This is a genomic window from Arthrobacter luteolus NBRC 107841, from assembly GCF_001552075.1.
GTDB classification, from domain to species: domain Bacteria; phylum Actinomycetota; class Actinomycetes; order Actinomycetales; family Micrococcaceae; genus Arthrobacter_B; species Arthrobacter_B luteolus.
On record NZ_BCQM01000004.1, the window covers coordinates 160056 to 184737 of the forward strand.

17 protein-coding genes are annotated in these 24682 nt (G+C 66.7%); 6 read left to right on the top strand and 11 right to left on the bottom strand.

Annotated features, from left to right (window positions below):
• The first annotated feature begins 102 nt into the window (after positions 1 to 102).
• Positions 103 to 408 (top strand): hypothetical protein, encoded by a 306-nt coding sequence (locus AL3_RS18070; protein WP_083521622.1) that lies wholly within the window; start codon positions 103 to 105, stop codon positions 406 to 408.
• Here the strand turns inward: AL3_RS18070 and AL3_RS09395 are convergent.
• From AL3_RS09395 to AL3_RS09415, 5 genes are all read right to left on the bottom strand, one after another.
• Complete coding sequence (locus tag AL3_RS09395; protein WP_157075264.1) at positions 350 to 1168, bottom strand: TspO-related membrane protein; 819 nt, start codon at positions 1166 to 1168, stop codon at positions 350 to 352. The genes AL3_RS18070 and AL3_RS09395 overlap by 59 nt on opposite strands.
• A 995-nt stretch (positions 1169 to 2163) precedes the next feature.
• Positions 2164 to 3081, bottom strand: a complete 918-nt coding sequence (locus AL3_RS09400; protein ID WP_066299833.1) for an RluA family pseudouridine synthase — start codon at positions 3079 to 3081, stop codon at positions 2164 to 2166.
• Between the two features lie 349 nt (positions 3082 to 3430).
• Complete coding sequence (locus AL3_RS09405; protein WP_066299835.1) at positions 3431 to 5173, bottom strand: HNH endonuclease signature motif containing protein; 1743 nt, start codon at positions 5171 to 5173, stop codon at positions 3431 to 3433.
• 581 nt (positions 5174 to 5754) lie between these two features.
• Positions 5755 to 6564, bottom strand: a complete 810-nt coding sequence (locus AL3_RS09410) for a DNA-formamidopyrimidine glycosylase family protein (RefSeq protein ID WP_066299836.1) — start codon at positions 6562 to 6564, stop codon at positions 5755 to 5757.
• A gap of 119 nt (positions 6565 to 6683) precedes the next feature.
• Positions 6684 to 11762, bottom strand: a complete 5079-nt coding sequence (locus tag AL3_RS09415; RefSeq protein WP_066299837.1) for a DNA glycosylase AlkZ-like family protein — start codon at positions 11760 to 11762, stop codon at positions 6684 to 6686.
• A gap of 176 nt (positions 11763 to 11938) precedes the next feature.
• Here AL3_RS09415 and AL3_RS09420 point away from each other — a divergent pair, with 176 nt between their 5' ends.
• From AL3_RS09420 to AL3_RS09435, 4 genes are read left to right on the top strand one after another with little or no spacing between them, the layout of a single operon-like run.
• On the top strand, positions 11939 to 14179 hold the full coding sequence (locus tag AL3_RS09420) for an HtaA domain-containing protein (RefSeq protein ID WP_066299841.1): 2241 nt from the start codon (positions 11939 to 11941) through the stop codon (positions 14177 to 14179).
• Positions 14172 to 15299, top strand: a complete 1128-nt coding sequence (locus tag AL3_RS09425) for a heme/hemin ABC transporter substrate-binding protein (protein WP_066299847.1) — start codon at positions 14172 to 14174, stop codon at positions 15297 to 15299. Before AL3_RS09420 ends, AL3_RS09425 begins: the two co-directional genes overlap by 8 nt.
• Complete coding sequence (locus AL3_RS09430) at positions 15299 to 16405, top strand: FecCD family ABC transporter permease (RefSeq protein WP_066299849.1); 1107 nt, start codon at positions 15299 to 15301, stop codon at positions 16403 to 16405. Before AL3_RS09425 ends, AL3_RS09430 begins: the two co-directional genes overlap by 1 nt.
• 2 nt (positions 16406 to 16407) lie before the next feature.
• Positions 16408 to 17238, top strand: coding sequence for a heme ABC transporter ATP-binding protein (locus tag AL3_RS09435; protein WP_083521623.1), 831 nt, complete (start codon positions 16408 to 16410; stop codon positions 17236 to 17238).
• Between the two features lie 47 nt (positions 17239 to 17285).
• On the opposite strand, the gene AL3_RS09440 is transcribed toward AL3_RS09435, so the two are convergent.
• The 6 genes from AL3_RS09440 to AL3_RS09465 are packed head-to-tail and all read right to left on the bottom strand — an operon-like array spanning position 17286 to position 23521.
• Positions 17286 to 18377: a C45 family autoproteolytic acyltransferase/hydrolase gene (locus tag AL3_RS09440; RefSeq protein WP_066299851.1), complete on the bottom strand. Its 1092-nt coding sequence runs from the start codon at positions 18375 to 18377 to the stop codon at positions 17286 to 17288.
• Positions 18374 to 19207, bottom strand: coding sequence for an ABC transporter ATP-binding protein (locus AL3_RS09445; RefSeq protein WP_066299857.1), 834 nt, complete (start codon positions 19205 to 19207; stop codon positions 18374 to 18376). Before AL3_RS09445 ends, AL3_RS09440 begins: the two co-directional genes overlap by 4 nt.
• Complete coding sequence (locus tag AL3_RS09450; RefSeq protein WP_066299858.1) at positions 19204 to 20025, bottom strand: ABC transporter ATP-binding protein; 822 nt, start codon at positions 20023 to 20025, stop codon at positions 19204 to 19206. Before AL3_RS09450 ends, AL3_RS09445 begins: the two co-directional genes overlap by 4 nt.
• Positions 20025 to 20918 carry an ABC transporter permease gene (locus AL3_RS09455; protein ID WP_083521625.1) on the bottom strand — a complete coding sequence of 298 codons (894 nt, stop codon included), beginning with the start codon at positions 20916 to 20918 and terminating at the stop codon, positions 20025 to 20027. The genes AL3_RS09450 and AL3_RS09455 overlap by 1 nt, the downstream gene beginning before the upstream one ends.
• Complete coding sequence (locus tag AL3_RS09460; RefSeq protein WP_066299860.1) at positions 20915 to 21862, bottom strand: ABC transporter permease; 948 nt, start codon at positions 21860 to 21862, stop codon at positions 20915 to 20917. The genes AL3_RS09455 and AL3_RS09460 overlap by 4 nt, the downstream gene beginning before the upstream one ends.
• Before the next feature lie 9 nt (positions 21863 to 21871).
• Entirely contained in the window at positions 21872 to 23521 is a 1650-nt protein-coding gene (locus AL3_RS09465) for an ABC transporter substrate-binding protein (protein WP_066299862.1), read from the bottom strand.
• Positions 23522 to 23664: 143 nt separating this feature from the next.
• Between AL3_RS09465 and AL3_RS09470 the strand changes: the two genes are divergently transcribed.
• Positions 23665 to 24672, top strand: a complete 1008-nt coding sequence (locus tag AL3_RS09470; protein WP_246168652.1) for a LacI family DNA-binding transcriptional regulator — start codon at positions 23665 to 23667, stop codon at positions 24670 to 24672.
• Positions 24673 to 24682: the final 10 nt, after the last annotated feature.

The window sequence follows — 24682 nt, forward strand, 5'->3', positions numbered from 1 at the left end:
CGTGGCCGGGTCCCGGGGCGCTGCCCGTGGCGCTGCCGGGGCGCTGCCCGGGGCGGGAGGCCGCCGTCGAGGTTTAACGTTGCCGCGGTCTAACGTTGGAGGATGCCTTCCTTCCGAGTCCAACTGAACATCCTTGGGCTGCGGCCCGGAAATCCGCCGGAAGCGGTCATGAACGCCGCCGTGGAAGCGCTGGAGGCGGGCCACCATGTGGAGGCGAGCCAGCTGGATATTGTGTCCGGTGTTCCACGGATTACCCTGCGGTTCATGGTTCCCGCCAACGAGTACGGCGTGGAAAACTCGCAGGCGCGGCGCGCTGCCATGAACATGCGGCACGCCGTCGAGCAGGTGGCTAGGTGTGAGCAGCTTCGGGTGCTTCGCCGGCAGCGGGGCCGCTGGACTCCGCTTTGAGCTGCTGGCGGTGCGCCAGCCGGCGGGCATGATCCACCTGCTGCCGCCGTGAGCTTGCCGAGACGATGATGAGGAAGGCGGCCACGAAGGCACCCACTGCCGGCCACACTGCGGCCGGGTCCTCGAACAGGCGGGCCACGCCGATCCAGCCGAGCCCCCACACCACGGTGAGAGCCACGGACAGGTGCCCGCGGTCCGTCATACAGATGGTGGTGACCCCCACAACCACGGAAACCAGGGCGACGAGGGTCCACGCTTCCCCGCCCCACCCGCCGACGTCGGCTCCGGACTGCACCAGCCAGCCTCCCAGAGAGGTGAGCAGCGCCAGGACGGAAACGCCTAAAAACGCGCCGGCGGGAACATCAGTGATGAGGTGTTCGGCCCGGGTTGCCGGGGGCCAGCCATTAATTCTGTGGACCACGGCCAGGCCTGCCAGTACCTGAATCACTGCAATCCACGTGGCTGCCGCAGGGTGTCCTTCGGTTGCGGCCCACAGCCAAACGGTTCCCAGTACGACGGCGGTGATCGCCGCCCAGCCTGCCCACTCGTGGCGCGGGTTCAGGCGCTGCGCGGGAAGCCATTGGTAGACCGTGTACGCGAGGGCTCCTGCAAAAACCGGCAGCCAGGCGGCCCACACGGCGGGGACTGCCGCCAGGAAGGAACTGGATTGGTCGAGGAACCCGGGACCTGCCGGCAGTGCGGGGTAACCGTTTGGATCTCGGATCAGGAAATATGCGGACGCGGCAGAGCCTGGGATCACGGCTGTGGCAGCCACCCGGTGGACCAAGGCGAGGGAAGAACTGCTGCTGGTGGCACTGTTCGAGCGCTGCAGCCAGGCTTCGAGGTCTGTCCGCAGTGTTCGTGAGGGATGTCGAACGGCTGCACCGGAGGGGCCTGTGCCTGGTCGTGCATCTGGTCCTGGACTTTCGGCGGCTGGCTTTTCTGTGTCCGGGAAGCCGGTGTCGGGGGACCCGGTTGCGGGGGAACCGGTGGCTGGGAGGCCGGTGTCGGGGGCTCCTGCGCCCGGGAAGTTTGTGTCGGGGAGGCCGGTGGCTGGTCCTCGGGTTGCGGGCCTTGGTGCGTCAGGCAGCCCGGCGCCTAGCCCTGCCGTGTTGGGTCCTTCGGCGGCCTGCTCTGCTGCGATGGGCCTCCCTGCCTCCGGGAAGCCGGTGGCTGCTTGTCGGGTTTCAGGCGTAGCCGACGAACGCCGGTGCTGCACTGTGGGTGGGTTCAGCGGAGGCGGCGACGGTGCCAGCGGCGGAACGAAGGCTGACCCGGCTGGTTTGGCTGGTTTGACCGGTTTGGCTGACCTGGCTGCCCTGGCTGCCCCGGCTGCCCTGGCTGACTCCGCGGCAGCAGCTAGTTTGGCTGGCCCAGCTGATCGGTCCGGATTACCCGCCGTTGTGCTGGCAGTCTGTCCCGCTTGCACGACTCTGCCCGTCTCGGAGGTGGCTGGTTCGGTCTGGCTCTCTGCCGCCGTCGCACGGGTGGCCTGTCTCGCCTCCGTGCCTGCCGCCGTCGTGCTGGCAGTCTGTCCCGCTTGCGGTTCTCCCGCCTGTGGTCCAGTTCCGGCAGATGCCGGTCGTCGTGACGGTGGCTTTGCGGGCACTGAAGGCTGGGGGTGCATGCCGGATTCCTTACCTCGACGGTGACGGCCCGGTCATGCCATCCGGGCAGGTGGCCCTCAGCCTACCTCTCAGGTCAAGGCCGGGGAGGAGGAAGGCATGCCCGTCGCACCTCCCGTCTGCACGGCTGTCAGTGCGGCGGATGGTTCGCTGGGTAGGCGTCAAGGGAGAGCCGGCTGCGGTATTCCACGGGCTCCCGGGTGAGCGGATCGGTGAATCTGACCGAGCGGGCCAGCAGCTGCATCGGCCGGCTGTAGTCATCAGGTGCCTGCTCCAGCAGGACAGGGTAGAAGGGGTCGTTCAGGATGCCGATTCCCAGCGACGCCATATGAACGCGCAACTGATGCGTCTTGCCGGTGTGGGGCAACAGCCGATAGCGGCCAATCCCACCAGATTCCTCGATGAGCTCCACCCTGGTCTCCGCGTTCGGCTCGCCGGGGACTTCCTGGGCCAGGAGATAGGTCCGTGACTTCACCATCCGGCTGCGTACAACCAGCGGAAGCTCGAGATCCGGCCGGACCGGTGCGACGGCCTCATACTCCTTCTCGATGCGCCGCTTCTCGAACATGACCTGATACTTGCCGCGGGTTTCCGGGTTTGTTGAAAACAGGAGGACTCCAGCAGTCATCCGGTCCAGCCGGTGCATGGGAATCAGGTCGGGTATGCCGAGGGCGACGCGCAGACGGATAAGCGCAGATTCGGCAACGTACATTCCGCCCGGTGTGGTGGGCAGGAAGTGCGGTTTATCGACGACCAGCAGGTTTTCATCCTGGTGCAGAATGCTGATCTCGACAGGCAGCCGCACTTCCGGCGGCAGCTCCCGGTAGTACCAGATGAAGGTGTGTTCGTTCAGCGGAGTTGTCCGGGACAGAGGGATGCCGCCGATTCCGACGACCTCACCACGGTCGAACCGGTCGATGATGCCGTCCGGGTCCACATGCCCGAAGCGATCCAGCACGTAGTCCATGGCAGTCTCCCACGCTCCTTCTTCAGGCAGCCGGAGCCTGGTCGCATTGACTCCGTTGCGGACGGGAAGAGGGGATTGCATCACTCTCCTAGGGTACCGGCGCCAGGATACCGACCGCTTGGATACCGGCGCCGGTGCCGGTGGTGCGAGCGGGGGGAGCGCGAGGCGGGGCTGCGGTCCTGGGCTGTCTTCCGGGGCCAGGGGCCGGGGCCGGGGCGAGGGGGACCTTTCTGGACTACGGAGTGGGGCTGCTGCCCGGGTGGGCGGAGCTGTGCTCCGGGGCTGTCTTCCGTGGCGAGGGGGCGGGGACCTTTCAGGCCTGCGGAGTGAGGGATGCTGCCCGGGGTGGGCGGGGACGGCGTCTTGGATTGGAATGGCGGGATGTGGCTCGGCCGCTGCTGTACACCTCAACTCTGATGCTCCGGATCCGCTAAAAAGGAGGAGGGTCAGAGTCCGATGCAAGCGATGTGGGTGCAGCGCTGCCGCCGTCACGCCGGTCGGGCCCATAGTGCAGCTGGGGAGCCGTTCGGTAAACCCGTCCCAGTGGTGAGATCCACTCAAGAAATCCAGGTTCCTTCTGCCGGGCACTCCAGAACCCAAGGGTCTTGTATCGGTGGTGCTTGGGGCAGAGATTTGCGAGGTTGCCATGCTCTGTCAGCCCGCCGCTGGCCCAAGGATGAGTGTGATCGATTTCGGTCCGTGCTGGACCAACCCGACACCCCGGAAAGCGGCAGGTCCCGTCGCGGGCCTGGAGCCAGCGTTTGAGGCCAGCGGGGATTTTTCGGCGCCGTCCTACCGCCAGAATTTCTCCAGTCGATGGGTCTTGCACCAACCCGGTCCAGTGTCGGGCGTGCTCAGCCAGCCGTCGACCGGTTTCCGCAGAGATCGCGCCAACGCCGTTGAGTTCTGCGCAGTTGTCGCTGGTTCCAAACAGTGTTTCTGCGCTGATGAGGACCATGATTTCGGCCTTGATGCCGGCGGCGTCATCCCATTCGGTATTCGTGCCGTGTGCACCGCCGGCACCCGTGTAGTTTTGGTCGATGGGGGAGTCCCCGGCGCTGGAGCAGTAGTCGCCGCGCGCCGGGCGGTCTTCGTCCACCTGACAGTCTTCGGTCGCCGGGCGGTCTTCGTCCACCTGACAGTCTTCGGTCGCCGGGCGGTCTTCGTCCACCGGATAGGAGGCGCCCGCCAGGCAGCCTCCGGATGCGGAAGAGCCAGCAGAGGACAGGCCAGTAGCTGATGGGCCTGGGGCCGCTGACGGTTCTGGAGCGGGAGCCCAGCTGAGATCGGTCTCTGATCGGTTGGAGTGGAGCATCAAGGACGTGAAAATGTCTGAGCGCAGCTGGTCCAATGTTCGAGGGTCGCCTGCCTTCCGCTCGCCCTGGGCAGCAAAGGTCAGGGCAGTGAAGATCGCCTGGCCCTTTTCTACGGCGATGCGGGCACAGAAATCTCCCATACCGTCCGCGGCTGGGTCGAAGCTCACTCGCCGCCGGTCGAGCGCCGATCGGTGACGGGTAGAGATGGTGTCGGGCCACCGGCGCTCCCTCAGGCGGCGGGCGGTTCGGACGAACTGGGCACATGTTCGCCCCTTAGCAGCCGAGAGCAGTTCAATTTCGAACCCAGGAGCCTGAACACGCGGGACGTTTTCCAGCTGGTCCAGCACGGCCCGGGCATGGCGGTAACTGATGTGGCCATGAGAGAGTGCGGCCAGTGTTGCAGTGTGATCGGTGCAGAGCTGGCTGGACTCGGTCACGAGCTGAAGCGCGCTCATATGGGGAAGGTTCAGCACCGCACCTGCCTCGGCTGCTGTCAGCGACAATGTCATGCCCACATCTGGTCTCTGGAACGACCCTTCCACTTCCGCTGCGATCAGCGCTTCCATGCGGTGCACAACCCGGGACTGCTGGGCCTCGGCCCAGCTGGCCAGAGCTGCCAGGCGTGCGAGGACCGTACCTGCATCTTCCGGCCCAAGCGTCTCAGGAGAAGTAAGGGCGAGCGTGCCAATAAACGCTGCGGGGCCATCCGGTACCGTGGAAGCCGAAAACGTATCCAGACACGACAACGGGTACTCCGAATCCGGTTTGGCACCGGGGTTTGAACCGCCGGACTGTGAACCGCCGGCATCAGACGCCGGTTCAAAGAGCCGGTCTTCGGAAGGGGCCGTTGTTGTCATGCCATAAGGCTTCCACCCGGGGTGCGACGGGCAAAGCAAAACTGGTCATTGTGGAGGACTGGTCACTACTGGATATCGGCCAAAAATACTCAGTCTTAGAGGGCTTATCCACAAGGTGCCCACGGACGGTTGACGTTGGCAGGGCAGGTGCGTCCGGGAAGGCTCGGATGCGCTTTCGGACCCGACTGCCGCCCGGCTGGGCTGCCGGATCTGGCTGCATCGGACCCGCCTGGCTGCGCCGTGGGACCCCGCTGCGCCCGGCCCCGCCCGGCCCCGCCTGGCTGCGCCGTCGGACCTGGCTGCGCCCGGCCCCGCCCGGCTGGGCTGCCGGATCTGGCTGCGTCGGCCTGGCCCCGCCTGGCCCCGCCTGGCTGCGCCGTCGGACCTGGCTGCGCCTGGCCCCGCCCGGCTGCGCCGTGGGACCCCGCCCCGCCAGGCCCCGCCTGGCTGTGCCGTCGGACCCGGCCCCACCCTGCCCCGCCTGGCTGTGCCGTGGGACCCGGCTGCGCCTGCCCCGCCCGGCTGTGCCGCCGGCCCCCGCCCGCCAGGCCCCGCCCGGCTGCCAGGCCCCGCCCGCCCGGCTACTCGATCCGCGGCTGACAGTGGGGGCAGAAGTACAGGTCTCGAAGCTCGAGTTCGTTGTCGCCGACAAGCTCATGGACGACCCGGGTGCCGCAGCGCAGACACCCGCGCCTCTCCCGGTTGTAAACCCACAACGGATCCCGCCCGGTCGACATGCCCGTGGTGATGCGCCTCGAGCGGGCCTTGTTCGCTTCCAGAAGCCGCTTGGAAAGATCGACCAGCCGGGGCAAATCAGGCACCTCGGCCACAGGAGTCAACGGATGCACACCGATCAGAAAGCAAAGCTCGCACCGGTAGACATTGCCCAAACCGGCGAGGTTCCGCTGGTCCAGCAACGCCAGGCCAACCGGCCGCTCCGGAACGGAACCCAGCCGCCGGAGTGCTTCATCGGCATCCCAATCCGGCCCCAGCAGATCCGGACCGAGATAGCCGACAGCCTCCTCTTCACCGCTGCGCGGGAAGACCCGGAGAATTCCGAGCTCGAAACCAACCGCCTGCCGGCCAGACGTTTCCAGCACCGCACGGGCTTTGAACGCAGGACGACGCCACCGCTCACCGCGCGCATAAACGTGCCAAAGCCCTTCCATTTTCAGATGGGAATGGATCGTCCACCCCTCAGGTTCGGCTTCCCCCGGAGCTACCCGGATCAGCAGGTGCTTCCCGCGTGAAACCACTTCCTCCACGGTCCGCCCACTGAGATCGGTGGCCGCGAAGCGCGGAACACGGAAATCTGTCCGCGTCAGCTCGGCACCAGCCAAAGCGGCATTCAGCTCCCGCGCCGCCCGCCAGACGGTATCCCCCTCAGGCACAGTTCACCGCGCCCGACGGCGGGACTCCTGGGACGGAGGGTCCGGATTGTGAGCGGGCCGCATCATCAACAGAGCCACGGCTCACCACAACGCGCTGCAGTCCGCATTCACCAGCCAGCTCAGACACGGAACCGCAGCCCCTTCGGCGTCGAGTAGAACCCCGCAGCCATCAGCGCGGTAGCCAGCGGAGTGTCCAGGACATCCACACCGTTCGCCTTCTCCACAGCCATCTTCTCCGCAGCACCCCGGCGGATAATATGCACCAGAGCAGCCGCGGCAAGCAGCAGCGTCTCAGCGTCGTCCGTATAAGCGAGCAGGGTCTTGCCGCCGCGTTCCACATAAAGGACCAGATCGCCGTCGACCATTACCACCAGCGCACCGGCCTTGCGCCCGGGACGGTGGCCGCCCTCCGAGGCAGGCCACGGCAGTGCAGCTCCATACGGATTCGCAGGATCGGTCGCTGCCAACGCCACCGCCTGCGGCTCCGGAACGGCCAGCTGGTTCTCCCGCGAGAAGGAACGGAGCCGGTCCACAGTGGCCGGGACTGCGAACTGCGCCGCACCAAGCTGCTCGATGAAGTACCCGCGCCGGCACCGGCCCATCTCCTCCAGCCGGGCCAGCACCTTGTACAGCAGCCCGAAACCGCCGGGAACACCTTCGCTCATCACCGAGCCACGGGTCAGGATGCCGTACCGGTCCATCAGCAGCTCGGCCGTGGCATGGGCATGAATGGTGGTGTCCGCTTCCACCGGTGGAAGCAGGCTCCAACGGCCCGCGGCCAGCGGCTGCGGACCACGCGCCGGCGAATTCCCGGATGAACCGTGCCCAGTTGAACCGTGCCCGGTTGAGCCGTGCGCCGCCGAATCCTGCCCTCCGGCCAGCCGCAGCGAAGAACTGCTCAGGCTGCCGCGCGGCATACGGCCCAACCTGCCCAGACGCGCCGTCCGTGCCCGGGGCGTCGTCGCCCGCTGCTTGTGCGCCGTCTTCCCACCCGCGAGCAGGGACCGTACGGGCGTAAACGTGTCGTTCGTGATCCGGCCGGCCCACACCAGCTCCCACAGCGCGGTAATGATCTCCGAGTCCGGCAGCAGTCCTCCGCCGTCCTGCTGTGGAACGTTCAGCGCCCTGCCGGAGAGGACCTCGCTGTTCAAGGCCTCGGCGAGCTGGCGGAAGAAAAACGCACCGGTTCCGGAAAGCAGCTCCAGCAGCCGGGACTGCAGCTCGCTGGGCGTGAAATCGGGCTCGGGATTCAGCGTCAGCGGAGCATTCTCGGCCAGATGCAGGGCAATCCAGCCGTCATTGCCAGGCAGCGACCCCGTGCCGGACCAAATGACCTCGCCCGTCGCCGTGAGCTCATCCAGCATCCCCGGCGCATAGTCCCTGACCCGTGACCCAAGAATCAGCGGCTCCCACGCGGACGCCGGAATGGGCACCCCCGAGAGCTGGTCGATCACCGTTACGACGCCGTCGAGTCCCCGCAGCGAGGATCCCACGTTCTGCCACGCAGGCAGGAAACGCCCGTAGGTGGGCGGGTCCACGGGTTCGACGTCCGAACGCAGCGCAGCGAGCGAGCGGCGCCTCAACCGGCGCAGCACCTCGGCATCGCACCACTCCGACCCAGCGGGAGCGCCTGGCACCGTGACGGTGGCAGCAGGGGTCTGGTCGACGCCGGCGGCGGCGTCGAGGATCAGCGCTTCGGTGGGGCGGAACTCGCCCTCGGCGACCCGGCCCTCGCCCGCCAGACGCTGCAGCGTAGTGGTGACGACGGCGACACCCAGTCCCAGCCGGGCCGCGGCTTCCGCAGCGGTGAACGGCCCGTGCGTGCGGGCGTAGCGGCCGACCAGATCGCCCAGCGGGTCAGGGACGGGTTCCACAAAGGCCAGCGGAACGCCCATCGGCAGCGGCACCCCGAGTGCGTCGCGGAGCCGGGCAGCATCCTCAATCGCGGCGTACCGCTGGGTTCCGGCGATGCCAGCCAGCAGGGCCCGGTTCGCGCGGACGAGTTCCTGCAGCAGCCCGGCAGCTTCGGCTTCGGTCGCGTGGCCGGTGCCCGGGGCATCATTGTCCGGAGCCGCGCCGTCACCGGCAGGCTCCAGCGGCTCCAGCCGCACGGCAACCTCGGCAGCCGTCAGCGGTCCGAGCAGCCGCAGCAGGTCCGCCACACCCTCCAGCCCGCGGGCCCGGCGGTCCGGCGCGAGCCGCTGCAGCTCGGCCTCGGTCTGCGCAATGATCCGCGCGTCCAGGAGTTCACGCAGTTCCGCCCGGCCCAGCAGCTCGTTCAGCAGCGTCGGGTCCAGCGACAGGGCGGCAGCCCGGCGCTCGGCCAGCGGCGAATCCCCCTCATAGAGGAACGCGCCCACATACCCGAAAAGCAGTGACCGGGCGAAGGGCGACGGCTGCGGCGTGGTGGTCTCCACCAGCCGGATTTCACGGCGTTCGACGGCGGCGGCCAGGTCCTTCAGCGCCGGCAGGTCGTAAACGTCCTGCAGACATTCCCGCACGGTTTCCAGCACGATCGGAAAAGTGGGGAACTTCCGGGCGACGTCGAGCAGCTGCGCGGAACGCTGCCGCTGCTGCCACAGAGGTGTCCGCTTAGCCGGGTTCTGCCGCGGCAGCAGCAGCGCCCGGGCCGCACACTCGCGGAACCGGGAGGCGAACAGTGCCGACCCGCCGACCTCGGCGGTGACGATGGCTTCCAGCTCATCGGGTTCAAAGAGGAACAGTTCCGCGCCCGGCGGTTCGTCCTCCATCAGCGGCACCCGCAGCACAATTCCGTCGTCGGACGCCATCGCGGAGCCGTCCAGCCCGTAGCGCTGCTGCAGCCGCGCGCCGACAGCCAGCGCCCACGGCGCATGCACGGGCATCCCGAACGGGCTGTGGAGGACTACCCGCCAGTCGCCGAGCTCATCATGGAACCGCTCGATGACCAGGGTCCGGTCGCTCGGCACCACCTCGGTGGCCAGCTGCTGCTCGCGCAGGTAGGCGACCAGGTTCCCGGCAGCCCATTCATCGAGTCCGACGGCGGCGAGGCGTTCGCGGGCAGCGGGTTCGGATGAACCTGCCATTTCCCGGACGAACCTGCCCAGTGCCCGGCCCAGTTCCACCGGCCTGCCCTGCGAATCACCCCGCCAGAACGGCAGCTTGCCCGGCTGGCCGAACGCAGGGGAGACCAGCACCCGGTCGTGGGTGATGTCTTCGATCCGCCAGCTGGTGGCACCGAGGGCAAACACGTCGCCAACCCGGGACTCGTAGACCATCTCTTCGTCGAGTTCCCCGACCCGGCGGCTGTTCTTCCCCTCGGAATCACCCACCAGATAAACGCCGAACAGGCCGCGGTCCGGAATGGTGCCGCCGGAGGTGACGGCCAGGCGCTGCGCCCCGGGACGCCCGGTGATGGTGTTTTCATTGCGGTCCCAGATGATCCGGGGCCGCAGTTCGGCGAACTCATCGGACGGATAGCGGCCGGAGAGCAGGTCAAGTGTCGCGTCGAACGCGGAACGCGGCAGCCCGGCAAAGGGCGCCGAACTGCGCACGACGTCGAACCATTCCTCCACATCGATGGTTCCGAGGGCGGTGGCCGCCACGGTTTGCTGCGCGAGGATGTCCAGCGGATTCGCGGGGATAAAGAGCGGTTCGATCTGCCCGGCAAGCATCCTTTCCACGGTGACGGCGGAGTTGAGCAGGTCCCCGCGGTGCTTGGGAAACATAACGCCCTGCGAGATTTCGCCGACTTGGTGCCCGGCGCGGCCCACCCGCTGCAGGCCGCTGGCCACCGACGGCGGGGATTCGACCTGGACAACCAGGTCCACGGCACCCATGTCGATGCCCAGCTCCAGTGAACTGGTGGCCACGACACAGCGCAGCCGCCCGGATTTCAGGTCGTCTTCGATCAGCGCCCGCTGGTCCTTGGACACCGACCCGTGGTGGGCCCGGGCCAGAAGCGGCTCAGCGTTATCGAGGGCAGCGTCGTCGACGGCGGTGCCTCCAACAGCGGTGCCTCCAACGGCAGTGTCACCAACGTCGGTGCCTCGGCCTGCGTCACGCACTGATGTGCCTTTAGCTGCACCGCCTCGCTGGCCGGTGTCCTCCCGGCGGGTCCTGATGGAGACGCCGGCCTGAGCCATCAGCTGGGCCGGGACGCGCCCGGCCGATACCCGGTCAGCCGACGGGGGCACGGGAGCGCCGTCGGTTCCGGTGGCAGCCTGCGCGGCCTCCAACCGGTAGGCGTGGATTTCGTTGAGCCGGGCGGTCAGCCGTTCGGCCAGCCGCCGGGAATTGGCAAAGACAATGGTGGACCGGTTCGCCTCGATCAGGTCGGCGATCTTCTCCTCCACATGCGGCCAGATGCTGGCCTGCGGAGCGAAACCGCCTTCCACCGTGTCCTGGGCAGGAGTGTTGCCGAGGTCCGTCATGTCCTCCACCGGGACGGTGACGGTGAGGTTCCAGTTCTTCTTGGACTTCGGGGCAACAATCTTCACCGGGGCGTTTCCGCCCAGGAACCGGGCCACGGTTTCCTGCGGTTCCACGGTCGCCGACAAGCCGATCCGCTGCACCGGCTTGTCCAGCATGGCATCCAGCCGGGCCAGGGACACAGCCAGATGAGCCCCGCGTTTGGTGCCCGCCACGGCGTGCACCTCGTCCACAATCACGGTGTCCACTTCGGCGAGCGTTTCCCGCGCCTGCGAGGTGAGCATCAGGAACAGGGACTCCGGCGTGGTGATGAGGATGTCCGGCGGCCGGGTCAACAGCGCGCGGCGTTCGTTCTGCGGCGTGTCCCCGGAGCGGACGCCCACGGTGATGGACGGCGCCGGCAGCCCGAGGCGCTTGGCAGTCTGGGTGATGCCGATCAGCGGTGCCCGCAGGTTCCGCTCCACATCGACGCCGAGGGCTTTCAACGGGGAGATGTACAGAACCTTGGTTTTGCGCTTGGGGACCCGGGAGCGTCCGCGGCCGCCGCCGTCGTCGGGCGGGGTTTCCTGCTGGGGCGCCGCGGCCGCGGCGATGAACCGGTCCAGGGACCAAAGGAAGGCGGCCAGGGTTTTGCCCGATCCGGTGGGAGCGATCACCAGCGCATTGGACCCGCTGGACACCGCGTCCCATGCCCCGACCTGCGCAGGGGTGGGCTCGGTGAAGGCGCCCTGGAACCAGTCCCGGGTTGCGGGGGTGAACTTCGAAAGCACCGAGGCGGCCGACGTCATGACCCCATTCTTCCCCACACCGGTGACACTGCGGAGCAGTGCGCGCCTATGAGTGCAGAGCGTACTAATTGCGTCATAAAAGTCTGACCTATTTGGCTGTACTGTAGGTAAGGCTTACCTTAACAAGTGCTGCATGACTGGCTCCCGCACCCCGCCTCACTAGCAAGAGAGACCCGATGACGTTCACCGCGCCCGCCCCTGCCCGAAGACTGTTAGCACTGCTGCTGACACTCGCCCTTGCCCTGGGAACCCTGCTGGCTCTTCCCTCCATCGCCAACGCCGTTGGCCCCTCGACCACGGTGACGCCAGGCTATGCAGGCGGCACGGTTACGGTCAGCGGCACGGGTTTCGCTGCCGCTTCGCCCGGCATCTACGTGGCCGTTGCGCCCGCCGGAGCCAGCGGTTTCTACGCATCGGGGGCAGCGCAGTCGAGCACCGTGTGGGTCGCCCCCGGCAATGAGGCAACCGCCGCCACCGCGCCCATGGGCGCAGACGGCAGCTTCTCCGTGAACGTGCCGCTGCCTGCTGGCGGGGACTTCGCTGTCTACACCTCGAAGGCACATGGCCAGGGGTTCGCGGACAAGAGCCAGGACACCATCACCTCGGTTCAGGTGCTGCCGGCACCGTCCGTCACCGTGGAACCGGTCTCTGAAGCCGGCGGAACGCTGACCGTCACGGGCAGCGGCTTCTACCCCGACAGCACCGGAGCCTATGTGGCACTGGGCGACGCCGCCACAACCACCATCGACCGGACCAACCGCACAGCCCAGTGGCTGCGCCTGGGCAACGGACTAAACGCCGACGGTACATTCACCGCCACGTTCGAAGTGGGCGCACGGAGCGCGACGGGTGACCTCTACGTCCTGACCTCCCGCGGACACCTGCTCACCGACATTGACCTTTCGACGCGCACCCCCGTGGCCTACACCGCCGCCCCGGAGCCTTCGCCCACCCCGACCGATACCCCGACCGATACCCCGACGACTCCGGCTCCCACCCCGACCGATACCCCGACGACTCCGGCTCCCACCCCGACCGATACGCCGACGACGCCGGCTCCTACGCCGACTGATACCCCGTCGACTCCGTCAGCCGGAAACATCCAGGGCGCGACCCTGCAGTGGGGGTTCAAGAGCTCCTTCATCTCTTACCTGAAGTACGGCGCTGCCGGCGGCTGGGCGCTGAGCGACGGCGTCCGCGAGGCCAACGGCATCTTCAGCTGGTCCAACGGCAGCGGCTCGATTAATGCTGCCGGCGTTGGACGCGTCAGCTTCCCCGGTTCGGTTCGTTTCACCGGACACGCCGGTGCCCTGGACCTGACGTTCTCCCAGTTCGCCGTAAACCTCACCTCCGCCAACCGCGGCACCCTGCAGGCACTGGTCAGCAACAACGCAGGCGGAGCGGCCACCCTGACCAGGGCCGGCGGCGCCATTGACCTGGTGGACCTGGATCTCACGGGAGCCAACCTGACGGCTGGCAGCTTCTCGCTGGCCGGTGCCAAAGCAACGCTCACCGCTGCCGGCGCAGCCGCCTTCAACGGAATGTACCCCGCCGGAACCGTCATGGATCCGGTGACTGCAGCCGGTGCCGGCGTTGTAGTGCCTCCGGTGGTCCAGGTTCCCGGAACCACGCCCACCGCTCCCAGCACTTCCGTGCCCACCGAGACCGGGCCCGCCGCCGTCGTTCCCGCCGGCACCACCGAGAAAACCCCGGAACCGCGCTTCACCACCGTCTGCACGTCCAACGTGGTGCAGGGCGCCACCCTGGCCTGGGGAGTCAAGAGCTCCTTCCGCAGCTACCTCACGTCGGCAATCGCCAATGGCGGCTGGAGCCTGTCCGGCGTCAGCGAGTCTGCCGGCACGTTCGGTTTCGGCTCCGGAACCGGTACCTACGCCTCGGGTTCGCGCACCGGCACAGTCGGCTACCCCGGCACCATCAACTTCTCCGGCCATGACGGAACCCTGAACCTGACGCTTTCCGGAATCCGGATCCAGCAGACCGGACCTTCCTCCGGCGTGCTGATCGCCACGGTTGACTCCTCGGACATGGACGGCAACAAACAGAGCCACGGCGCCGTGCAGTTCGCCACCCTTGACCTCTCGGGTGCCTCCGTGACCTCCCAGGCGGTTTCCGTTTCCGGTGCCCCGGCAACCCTCACCGCCGCCGGTGCCGCTGCCTTCGCAGGCTTCTACCAGGCCGGGGCGGCACTGGATCCGGTGAGCTTCACCTTCCCGCTGGGAGCGGAAACCAACTGCAGCCAGGTCCTGGTTGATGCCGACGGAAACCCGATCGGATCGCTGGCCTCGACGGGTGCTTCCGGCACCTCGGTCATGCTCGGCTCGGCCGCACTGGCACTGCTGCTGGGCGTGGGCCTGACCATCGTCGCAGCACGCAGGAACCGTGGGGCACATGCCTGACCTGAGCACTATTGGCCGCCGGCTGCGGACGCGTTCCGCAGCCGGCACCGCCGCCGCAGTGGCCGCCGTCCTGATCCTCTCAGGATGTGCGGCCGCTGGGCCGTCGTCTTCACAGTCCAGCCCGCCTGCCGCGGTTCAAACGGACGCAGCCGAAACCCCGCAGGCGGAAGGCAGCTATTCCCTGGTGACCGGCCCGGCAACCGTCCAGCCGATCGGCGGTGTTGTACCGGTGACCGGCACGGGTGCACCCTCGCTGCCGGCCACCGTCACCGATTTCACCGGCAGCACCGTCACCGTCACGGACATCTCCCGCATCCTTGCCCTGGACCTGTACGGCACCCTCGCCCAGACGGTCATCGGGCTCGGCCTGGGGGAGAACCTGGTTGGCCGGACGTCGTCGGACTCCGATTCCTCCATGGCGGATCTGCCCACGGTGACGGCCAGCGGCCACGAACTCAATGCAGAAGCGATCCTGGCCCTCGGGCCCACGGTTGTCCTGGCTGACAAAACCATCGGCCCTCCTGAAACACTGCAGCAGCTGTCCGACGCCGGAATCACGGTGGTCTACTTCGACTCCGAACGTTCCATCGAAGGCATCGACGACGGCATAACCGCCGTCGGTGCCGCACTGGGTGTGGCGACGGCGGCCGAGAAGCTCAACACCCGGGTGGCCCAGGAACTGGCGGATGCACGCGCGGAAATCGCCGGGATGGTTCCCGCTGAGAAGGCCGGCGCCGTCTTCCTGTACATCCGGGGCACCGGAGCGGTGTTCTTCGTGCTCGGTGAAGGCAGCGGAGCGGAAGGGCTGATGTCCGAACTCGGGCTCGAGGACCGTGCCGTGCAGGCAGGCATCTCCGGCACGCGCCCGGCGAACCCGGAAGCCCTCGCGGCTTTGAACCCAGACGTCCTGCTGGTGATGAGCGACGGCCTGGCGTCCACCGGCGGAGTTGATGGTCTGCTCGAACGGCCCGGAATCCTGCAGACCGCAGCCGGGCAGAACCGGACAGTGGTGGATGTGCCGGACGGACAGGCGTTGAACTTTGGGCCGTCAACTCCGGCCGCACTGCTCGCGGCTGCCAAGGCCCTGTACACCCCGGACGCCGGGCAGGAGGCCCGCTAATGGCTGCCGCCCCGGCGCTGAACCCGGCTCCGGCCACGCCGGGAGCCAACCGCCAGGGTTCCAAACCGCCGTCGGGGCGGGCCCGGCGGGCTGCCTTTGTCGGCGCCGGCCTCGCGGTGGTGCTGGCGGCACTGGTGCTCCTGTCCGCCGGGACCGGCCAGTTTCCCATCGCGGCCGCGGACGTTTTCGAATCGATCATCCGCCGGATGAACGGTACCGCCCCGGCAGGTGACGCCGTGCTCATCGACGGCACCCTGTGGAGCGTGCGCTTCCCACGGCTCGTACTGGGAATCCTGGTGGGCGCCGCGCTGGGGATGGCAGGTGCCCTCATGCAGGGCGTCTTCGGCAATCCGCTGGCAGAGCCGGGCGTCATCGGCGTCGGATCAGGCGCAGCCGTGGGCGCCTGCCTCGTCATCGTGCTCGGGTTCGACGCCGTGACTCCCTTCGCGCTGCCGGCCGCGGCCTTCGTCGGCGGTTTGCTGACGACAGCGGGTGTCTACCTGCTCTCGCGGGGCTCCGGCCGCTCCATGGTGCTGACCCTGGTCCTCACCGGCATTGCGATCAATGCGGTGGCCGGTGCCGTGATTTCGTTCCTCGTGTTCGTGGCCGACACCTCCAGCCGGGAACAGATCATCTTCTGGCAAATGGGTTCCCTCGCCGGTGCCACCTGGGCCGCGGTGGGGGCGGTCGCCGTCGTTATGGCGCTTGGCACCGCCGGGGCGCTGGCTATGTCCCGGCGGCTGGACCTGCTGGCCCTTGGCGAGCAGGGTGCCCGGCATGCCGGCGTCCACGTCGAACGGCTCCGGATCGGTGCCATTGTCTGCGTGGCCCTCCTGACATCCGCGGCCGTGGCCTACGCCGGCGTCATCGGTTTCGTCGGGCTGATTGTTCCGCATGCGCTGCGGCTGGTGGTGGGGCCGTCGCACCGGTATTTGATTCCGTTGTCCGCGGTTGGCGGAGCGGTGCTGCTTTCCGGTGCTGACCTCGTGGCCCGCACCGCGATAGCCTACGCAGACCTGCCCATCGGGATCTTTACGGCACTGGTCGGCGGGCCGGTGTTCTTCCTGCTGCTGCGCCGGACCCTACGCCGCCAAGGAGTGCTCTGACCATGACCATTGCTGCGACCCGGAAGAAGCAAGTGGCTGTCGAGCCCCCAGACGGGCTCCCGGAGACGCCGGCCCTGCAGGCCTCGGAGGTCCACTTTTCCCCGGGCGGTCATGAGGTGCTGCGCGGGGTTTCCCTCGACCTCCGGCCGGGTGCCGTCACGATTATCATCGGACCCAACGGCGCCGGAAAGTCCACGCTTCTATCCGTGCTGGCCGGTGACGTTCCCCCGGATTCCGGCACGGTGTCGCTGGGCGGAAAACCGCTCGCGTCCTGGAAAACACTTGACGCGGCACGCCGCCGGGCCGTGATGGCGCAGGACACTTCGGTGTCCTTCCCCTACACCGTCCGCGAGGTCGTCCAGATGGGACGCAACGCCTGGCGGCGCACCGAGCGCGCCGCGCAGGACGAGACCGTGGTGGACAACGCGATCAGCGCGACTGGAATCGGCCATCTCAGCGCCCGCAGCGTCACGCTGCTTTCCGGCGGCGAGCGGCAGCGGACCGCCCTGTCGCGGGTGCTGGCCCAGGAGGGCAGCGTGCTGCTGCTGGACGAACCGGTGTCCGCGATGGACATCGCCCACCAGGAGCAGACCCTGCAGACCTGCCGCCGGCTGGCCGCCGAAGGTGCCGCCGTCGCCGTCGTGCTCCATGACCTCGACGCCGCGGCAGCCTACGCGGACTGGCTGGTCCTGCTGCACCACGGGCAGGTCCATGCCGCCGGAACCGTGGCGGACATCTGCCGGGCGGAGGTGCTCAGCGAGGTCTACGGGACCCCGATCGAGGTGTTCCGCACCCAGGAGGGCGGCCGGCTCCGCGTGGCTCCGCGCAGGTAGCGTGGCGGGGCGGGACGAACAGACTGCGTGTTGCTCCTTAGGTCCCGCTAGGGCCTGGCCGTCAGCTGCTGCCAGGTGCCGGACCCTGCCTCGGTGGGCGCCCCCGGGGAAACCTGCAGAAGCGCGGTTTCCGGATGGATGAGGGCGGTGGCCAGCGTCCGCCACCGATCCCCAAACCGGGCTCCAGCCGCTGGAACGCAGCACAGGTCGGCGCCGTCCCCTGGCCTTGAGCACAGATATGGCACAAGATCCGTCGGGCCGGTTGGGTCAAAATGGTTCCGGCAGCGACGGGAAAGCAGTTCCAGCCGCTGGCCGGAATCGGGCTGGTACAGCTCCACACGCTCTCCGGCTGCAGGTTTATCAGAGAGGAAATGGTTGGTGTGGAGCAAGTAGTTGCCGTAACCGTGGCCCACGACCTGGGGTCCCGCCGGGCTCAGCTCCACCATCCGGGCGCCCTGGGGTGTGACCACGGAGATGGAACTGGACGTCCGGACCGGTGCGGCCAGGAGCAGATCCAGCGCCTCGTCCAGGGTATGGGCGCGGTAGAGAACCTGGGCTGCCGCCAGATGCACGGGCACTGCCCCAGGAGCATCTTCACGGTGGCCCAGGACATTGAGATGGACTCCGACTCCATGGTTGTTCACACCGATTTTGGCCAGGATGCCGAACTCAGTCAGGCCCACAAAGGAACCTCCCGGATGGCTGACTGACTGCAGGTGCCAGGACGCTGACAGCTCTTCATGCCAGTCCCAGGTTTGGGCGGAGAATACCTGTCCGGGAATGGTACTGATAACCGTGGAACATTCACCGGGCCGTTGACCTCCAGCGAGGGAGAGGATCTCTGTCCGTGCATTCAGGGCTGAAACCTGCCACTCGGTGAGGCCTGAGCCAGCTGCGGTTCCACGCATCTCGTCGGCCAGATCCGGATCCCAAGCCTCAACGGCTGCCAGGGACGCCAGCGCTTCCTCCCGCACCCGGGCAGCATCGATTCCACCGGCGGAAAAGAGCCCGGCATAGGTGCTCCAGCCCGCCGAGAGCCGCTCACCGCCAGCACGTCCACGCTGAAGCCCGCGGTCGTGGGCGCTGCCGGAGGCCAGCTGTACCAGTGGAGGCTGCTCGGCTACAAAACCGTCCATCATGCAGCACCGAGGTTCTCGCGGCGTCTGGGCACCCATCCAGGACGGGGTGCACTGTCCAGTAGCTGGCGCGTGTAAGGATGCTGTGGGGCGTCAAGCACCTCGGCAGCCCGTCCGTGTTCAACAACGGCACCATGCTGCATCACCATCACCGTATCTGCCACCTGCCGCGCGACTGCGAGGTCGTGGGTAATGAACAGGTACGTCAGCTGCTTCTCCACGCGAAGCCTCTCCAGCAGGGACAGTATCTGCGCCTGCACCGTTACATCCAGTGCTGAAACGGCCTCGTCCAGGACAATGACGCTGGGTGAAGCCGCCAGGGCACGCGCGATCGCGACGCGCTGTTTCTGTCCGCCGGAAAGCTCATCGGGCAGAGCGCCCGCATGCCCAGGTTCCAGCCCAACTTCGCTGAACAGCGCGAGACACTTCTGCCGCCGGGCACGGGCATCCAAATCAGAGTGAGCCTGAAGGATCTCGGTGATGGCGGTCGACACTGGAAGCCTGCGGTTGAGGCTTCCCTGCGGGTCCTGGAACACCATCTGGATGTTTTTCGAGCGCCGGCGCCTGATCCGGCGGCTGGAACCGGCGGTAACTTCGGCTCCGTCGAGCAGGATGGAGCCGCTGTCCGCCGACTCAAGACCGACCAGCATCCTCGCCACAGTGGTTTTGCCGGACCCGGATTCCCCGACCACGGCCAGGCAGGTGCCGCGTTCAATGCTGAAGCTGACGTCCTTGACTGCCTGAACGGTCCTGCGGGCTTTACCCGCTCCAGTTGTAAAGGACCGGTTCAGGTTCCGGACGGCCACGATGGCCTCGGACAGCTGGGAGCTCATTTATCTGCCTCCGAAGTGGCGGCCGGATATCCGGCGCGGTGCGTCAGGCTGGGCTTGGAAGCGACCAGCATCTGTGTGTACTCATGCTGAGGTGAATTCAGCACCTGTTCCGCCGGCCCCGATTCAACGATCCGTCCGCGCTGCATCACGGCGATGCGTTCACAGGCCGCTGCAGCCAGATCGAGGTCGTGGGTCACGAAAATCATGGCCATTCCGGCGTCCCTCCGGGCGTCGTTCAGGATTGCAATAACATCCGATTGGGTGGTTACGTCCAAGGCGGTAGTCGGCTCGTCAGCCAGCAGCAGGGAGCTGCCCCGTGCCACTGATCCGGCGATCACCACGCGCTGGAGCATGCCGCCGGAGAGCTGGTGCGGATAGGCGCGCAGGCACCGCTCTGGATCGTGGATCCCGACGTCGGACAGAAGTCCGCGGGCAGTGGAACGCGCCTCCGCGACGCTGGTGCGCGGCCGGGCGGCCTGGATGCCTTCGATAAGGAAACGCTCGACCCGCAGGACGGGGTTCAGTGCCGCCATCGGGTTCTGCGAAATCATGGAGACCTCAGCTGCCCGGAAGCGGCGCAGCTCTTCGCGGGAAAAGCGGCCAACTTCGGCGCCATTAAACCTGACTAAGCCTGAGGACTGACCGCCTTCGGGCAGAGTCCGCAGGATACTTCGGAGCGTCATGGATTTGCCGGAACCCGATTCACCGACAAGCCCCACAGACTCGCCCGAAGCAACGGCGAGATTGATGTCCTGCAGCAGTGTCTTGGCCTCCGGCCCCGCGCCGATGCGCAGGCCGACGTTTTCGAGCTGGAGCATTATGCCCTCCCTGCGGCACGACGGCCGCCCAGCTGCTCGCCCAGGTAGCCCAGTGCGGCCACGGTCAGGACGATGCAGGTGCCTGCGTAGATGCTCTCCTGCGGATAACCGGCCAGCAGCGAAGCTTGCCCGGAGGAGACCATAAGTCCCCAGTCTGCATCGGGCGGCTGAACACCGAAACCAAGATAAGACAGGGCAGCAAGGTCGATCATGGCGTAGCCGAAGTTGATGCTGGCGCCAGTGAGGATCTGCTGCTTGACGTTTGGCAGCAGGTGCCGAAACGTGATGACAAGCCCGGATATGCCTTGCAGTTCCGCGGAGCGGACATACCCCAGGTTCCGCTCGCGCAAAGCCACGCTCCGGATGACCCGGGCCGTGTAGGGCGCGAAACCGATGCTTAGAGCCACCACGGCAGTTTCGACCCGGGCACCGAAGATTGCCACCGCCAGGACGGCCAGCAGCAGATTCGGGAAAGCAAAGAGGAAGTCCAGGAAGCGGGTAATCACCCCGTCAACGCGGCCGCCGAACCAGACAGCTACGAGGGCCAGACTGCCACCGAAAAGGACCGTCAAAGCTGCGACAGCCAAGGCGGCGAGAATGGTGGACCGTGCACCTGTTGCCAGCCGGGCGAAGAGATCACGCCCGGCCTGGTCCGTGCCCAGCCAGTGCTCGACGCCGGGAGCCAGATACCGTTCGACGATGTTCCCTTCGGTGGGATCAAAGGGAGTGATGAGCGGTCCGACGACGGCGAGCAGAGCCACCAGCACCAGCCAGCCCAGGCAGATCCGCGCCAGTGGGCCGTCGAGTCCCTTGCGGCGGCCGGCGGCCTTCCGTTCCTTCCGGTTCCTGCCAGTTACTTCAGGGGTCCGCTCCGAAGCGGGGACGCGGCTCATGCTGCCGCTCCCAGCCGGACACGGGGGTCGATAACTGCGTACAAAAGATCGACCATCAGGTTGATGACGCCAAATGCCACCACCATAATCAGGGCAACTGCCTGGACCACGGCGAAATCCTTCTGCTGTATTGCGGTGACCAGCAGGGCGCCGATCCCGTCTAGCGTGAATACTGACTCCACTACGAACGCGCCGGCCAGCAGTCCGGCAATGTGCACGCCCGAGACAGTGGTAACCGGCAACAGGGAGTTGCGGATCACGTGCCGCGGAACAACTATCCGTTCCGGAACGCCGCGCGACCGCGCGGTTTGGGCGTGCTCTGACTGGCGCTCCTCGCGCACCGCCGTGCGCGTTATGCGGGCGACTACGGCGATAGAAGGAAGTGCCAGTGCCAGGGCTGGAAGCGTCAGATGGGTGATGCGCCCTGCGATTCCCTCCCCACTCCCCGAGCCGAAGACGGGAAACCACCCCAACTGGACACTGAACAGACTCATCAGCAGCAGCCCGGCGAAGAAAGTCGGCACAGCAAACCCGAGGTTTGAGGCGAAAAGTACGGTGTTGTCCAGCGCCCCAGGCCGCAGTCCGGCCAGCGCGCCGAGGCCGACGCCGAGGAGGACGATCAGCACCGCAGCGAAGACGGTCAGCCAGATTGTCGTGGGCAGGCGGCTGGCCAGCAGGTCCGCGACTTCCTGCCGATTGGCCAGCGACTGGCCAAAGTTCCCCTGCAGGGCGTTGCCGACCCAAGAGAAATACCGGACAAGGAACGGATCATCGAGGTTGTACTGCTCGCGGATGGAGGCTAGTACTTCTGCGCTGACGGTCCGTCCTTGCACCAGGAACTGCTCGGGGCTTCCTGGTGCAAGGTACAGGCCGCCGAAAACCGCAAAACTCGACGCAAGGACAATACCGATCAGAGCGAGGAGGCGTTTGGCGATGTAGGTCATGGAACCTGGTTACTCCGCCGCGCCGAGGTCCGCAGCCCACGGGTAGTAGAGGTATGCGAAGGACGCCGGTACACCCGTGACCCGGTCGCTGATAAAGAGGCGGACGGCAGGATCAACAATGGGCAGCCAGGGCATATCCTGCATCGCCAGTGCTTCGAGCTCTGCCGTCAACTCCGCGCGCTCCGTCTCGGATGCGGTGGTCTGGGCCTTATCCAGGAGTGCCTCTACCTCGGGGTTCGAGTAGCCGGAGAAGTTCTGCGATCCGCCGTCCTGGACGATCGTGCGGAGGAAGACCAACGGATCGGGAACGTCCATGTAGTTCGTTGTAACGAACGCGCCGTGCCCCGCACGTGCCTCTGCATCGGAGAAGAACGCACCAAACTGTGCGCTCGGAACGCCCTGGGGCTGGACATCCAATCCGATTTCCTTCCCCGCCCGGGCGAGTTCGGAAATCATGTCAGCGTAGTAGGAGCGCTCGCTGGGATAGACGATGGTAATGGTTTCTGAAAGATCGGCTTTGGCTTCGGCCAGGATTTCCTTGGCCTTGGCAACGTCTGCTTCCGCTCCGGGGAGTTCGGCGCGGGCAGCGGAGAAAATGTCATTTGCGTAGGACCAGCCGCCGTCCGGAACCAGGGACACCGCCGGACGTGCAGTGCCTTCGAAGACCGTGGCGGACAGGGCGTCCTGGTCCGTCGCGGTCCACAGCGCCCGGCGGACTGCCGGGTCACCCAGCGGACCGTCACCGGTGGCGATAATGGCGAGCATCTGCAGGGACTTGCCCAGCACCAGCTGTCCGTTCTCAGCCTGCTCAAGTTGTGACACGGCGCTCAGCGGAACGTCATAAGAGCCGTCGATGGCACCGGATACCAGTGCGTTGCTGATTGCTGCGGGATCAACGATGAACTGGATTTCGAGTTTGGCGACCTTGGGGATGCGGTCGGTGTTCCAGTATGCCTCGTTCTTCGCGAGCGTGATGCTCTGGCCGCTGTTCCAATCCGCTACCGAGAACGGGCCGGTGCACATCACCCCGCCCTGCGGAGTTCCGTAGGCTTCGCCGGTGGCCTTGCGGTGTTCCTCGCTGACAACCACACCCATGGGAGTTGCCATGTAGGAGTTGAACGTCCAGTCAGCAGTCTTGAGCGTGACGGTGACTTCGGTCTCCGCTGTCGCCTCGATGGAAGCGATGTTCCCACTCACTGCGTCGGACGACCAGTAGCTTCCCTCCTCGGGGTCAACGTGGCGATTCAGGCTGTAGACCACGTCCTGGGCAGTCATGGGGGAGCCATCCCAGAACGTAACGCCCTGCCGCAGCTGGTAGACGTAGGTCTGCCCGTCCTGCGTCTCGAAGGACTCAGCCAGATTCGGGGCAACCGAGTAGTCCGGCTGGATCATCATGAGGCCTTCGCAGATGTTTGCGACGACGGTGTTCTCCGGATAGTTGAACGCCAGGATGGGATCGAGGGACGCGGGTTCGCCAAAGGGCAGGTTCCAGGTAGCCGACTCCAGTTCGCCGACGGCGGCCGGCGTGGTTACGGCCAGTTCGGCCAAGCGGTCCTCATCTCCGGCAGCGGCCTGTCCGCCGCCGGATCCACCGCTGCAGGACGTTATGGCAAGCGTCAACGTCAGTGCCAGCGACGAGGTCAGTACACCTTTTTTCATGTCTACCCTTTTCCTAGATCAAGCTAAGACGAGCCTTGACGCGCCCGTATAGATTCGTAATCTAGGTGTATAAAACGTTTTATGTACCGCTAGGCCGGTTCCGATGCCGAACCGTTACCAACTGCCGTCAGATTGGAGAAACATTGCCGTCCAGAATCACCATCCGTGACGTGGCGCGTGCTGCCGGGGTATCCATCACCGCGGTGTCACACGCACTCAATGGCAAAGGAACCCTCTCGGCGGCTACCCGGAAACGGATCAGCGAAGCGGCGGACCGCCTGGGCTACCAGCCCGACCCCCTGGCCCGCGGGATGCGGAGCGGGCCCCTGGGAGTAGTAGGACTGATGCTCCGCCCCCTGGATACGCTCGGCACCTACCGCCCCGCCGGCGTCGACTATTTCACCCGGCTGACCGGCGCGGTTGCCGTGGAATGCCTGGAGCGGAACCTCAGCGTGATGCTGGTCCGCGATCTCTCCCTGTTGCCCCGCCCGCCACTGGCTCTTGCGCTGGACGGGTACATCATCGCTGACCCGCTCGAATCGGACCCTGTCCTCGAGCTGCTGCAGGAATCCTCACTGCCCTTCGTGACTGTGGGCAGGGTTCCTGATCGTCCCGGCTTCACGGATTGGATCGGCTCCATGGATTCCGAGGAAACCGAACAGGTGCTGGACCGGCTCGAAGCATCCGGTGCGAGCAACATCGCCTTGGTTACCGGGCATGACCACAATGCCTGGAACCTGGACTCCACCGCTGCCTATCGGGACTGGGCTGCACGGCGCGGAATGCCTGCCCGAGTGGTGGCACAGCCCGAGGCCGCAGGCACGGAGGGCGGGAGGAAGGCTGCTGAAGAGCTCCTTGGCAGCGGCGGACCACCCGATGCCATTTACTGCCTCACCGGCAGGCACGCCCGCGGCATCCTGGAGCAGCTCACGGCCTGCGGCATCGACGTGCCGGGCCAAGTGCAGCTGGTTGCCGGGGCTGATTCTGAGCAGACCCGTTCGTCTCACCCGGCAATCACTGCCATCGACCTGGACCCGGAGCTCGTCGCTGCCCACGCGGTGGAGCAACTCGTGTCGCGGGTGATGCTGGGGCTGCCGGCCGAACGCACACCGGTGGCCCCGCAGCTAATCCTGCGTGAAACAACGCGATAGTTGACAGACC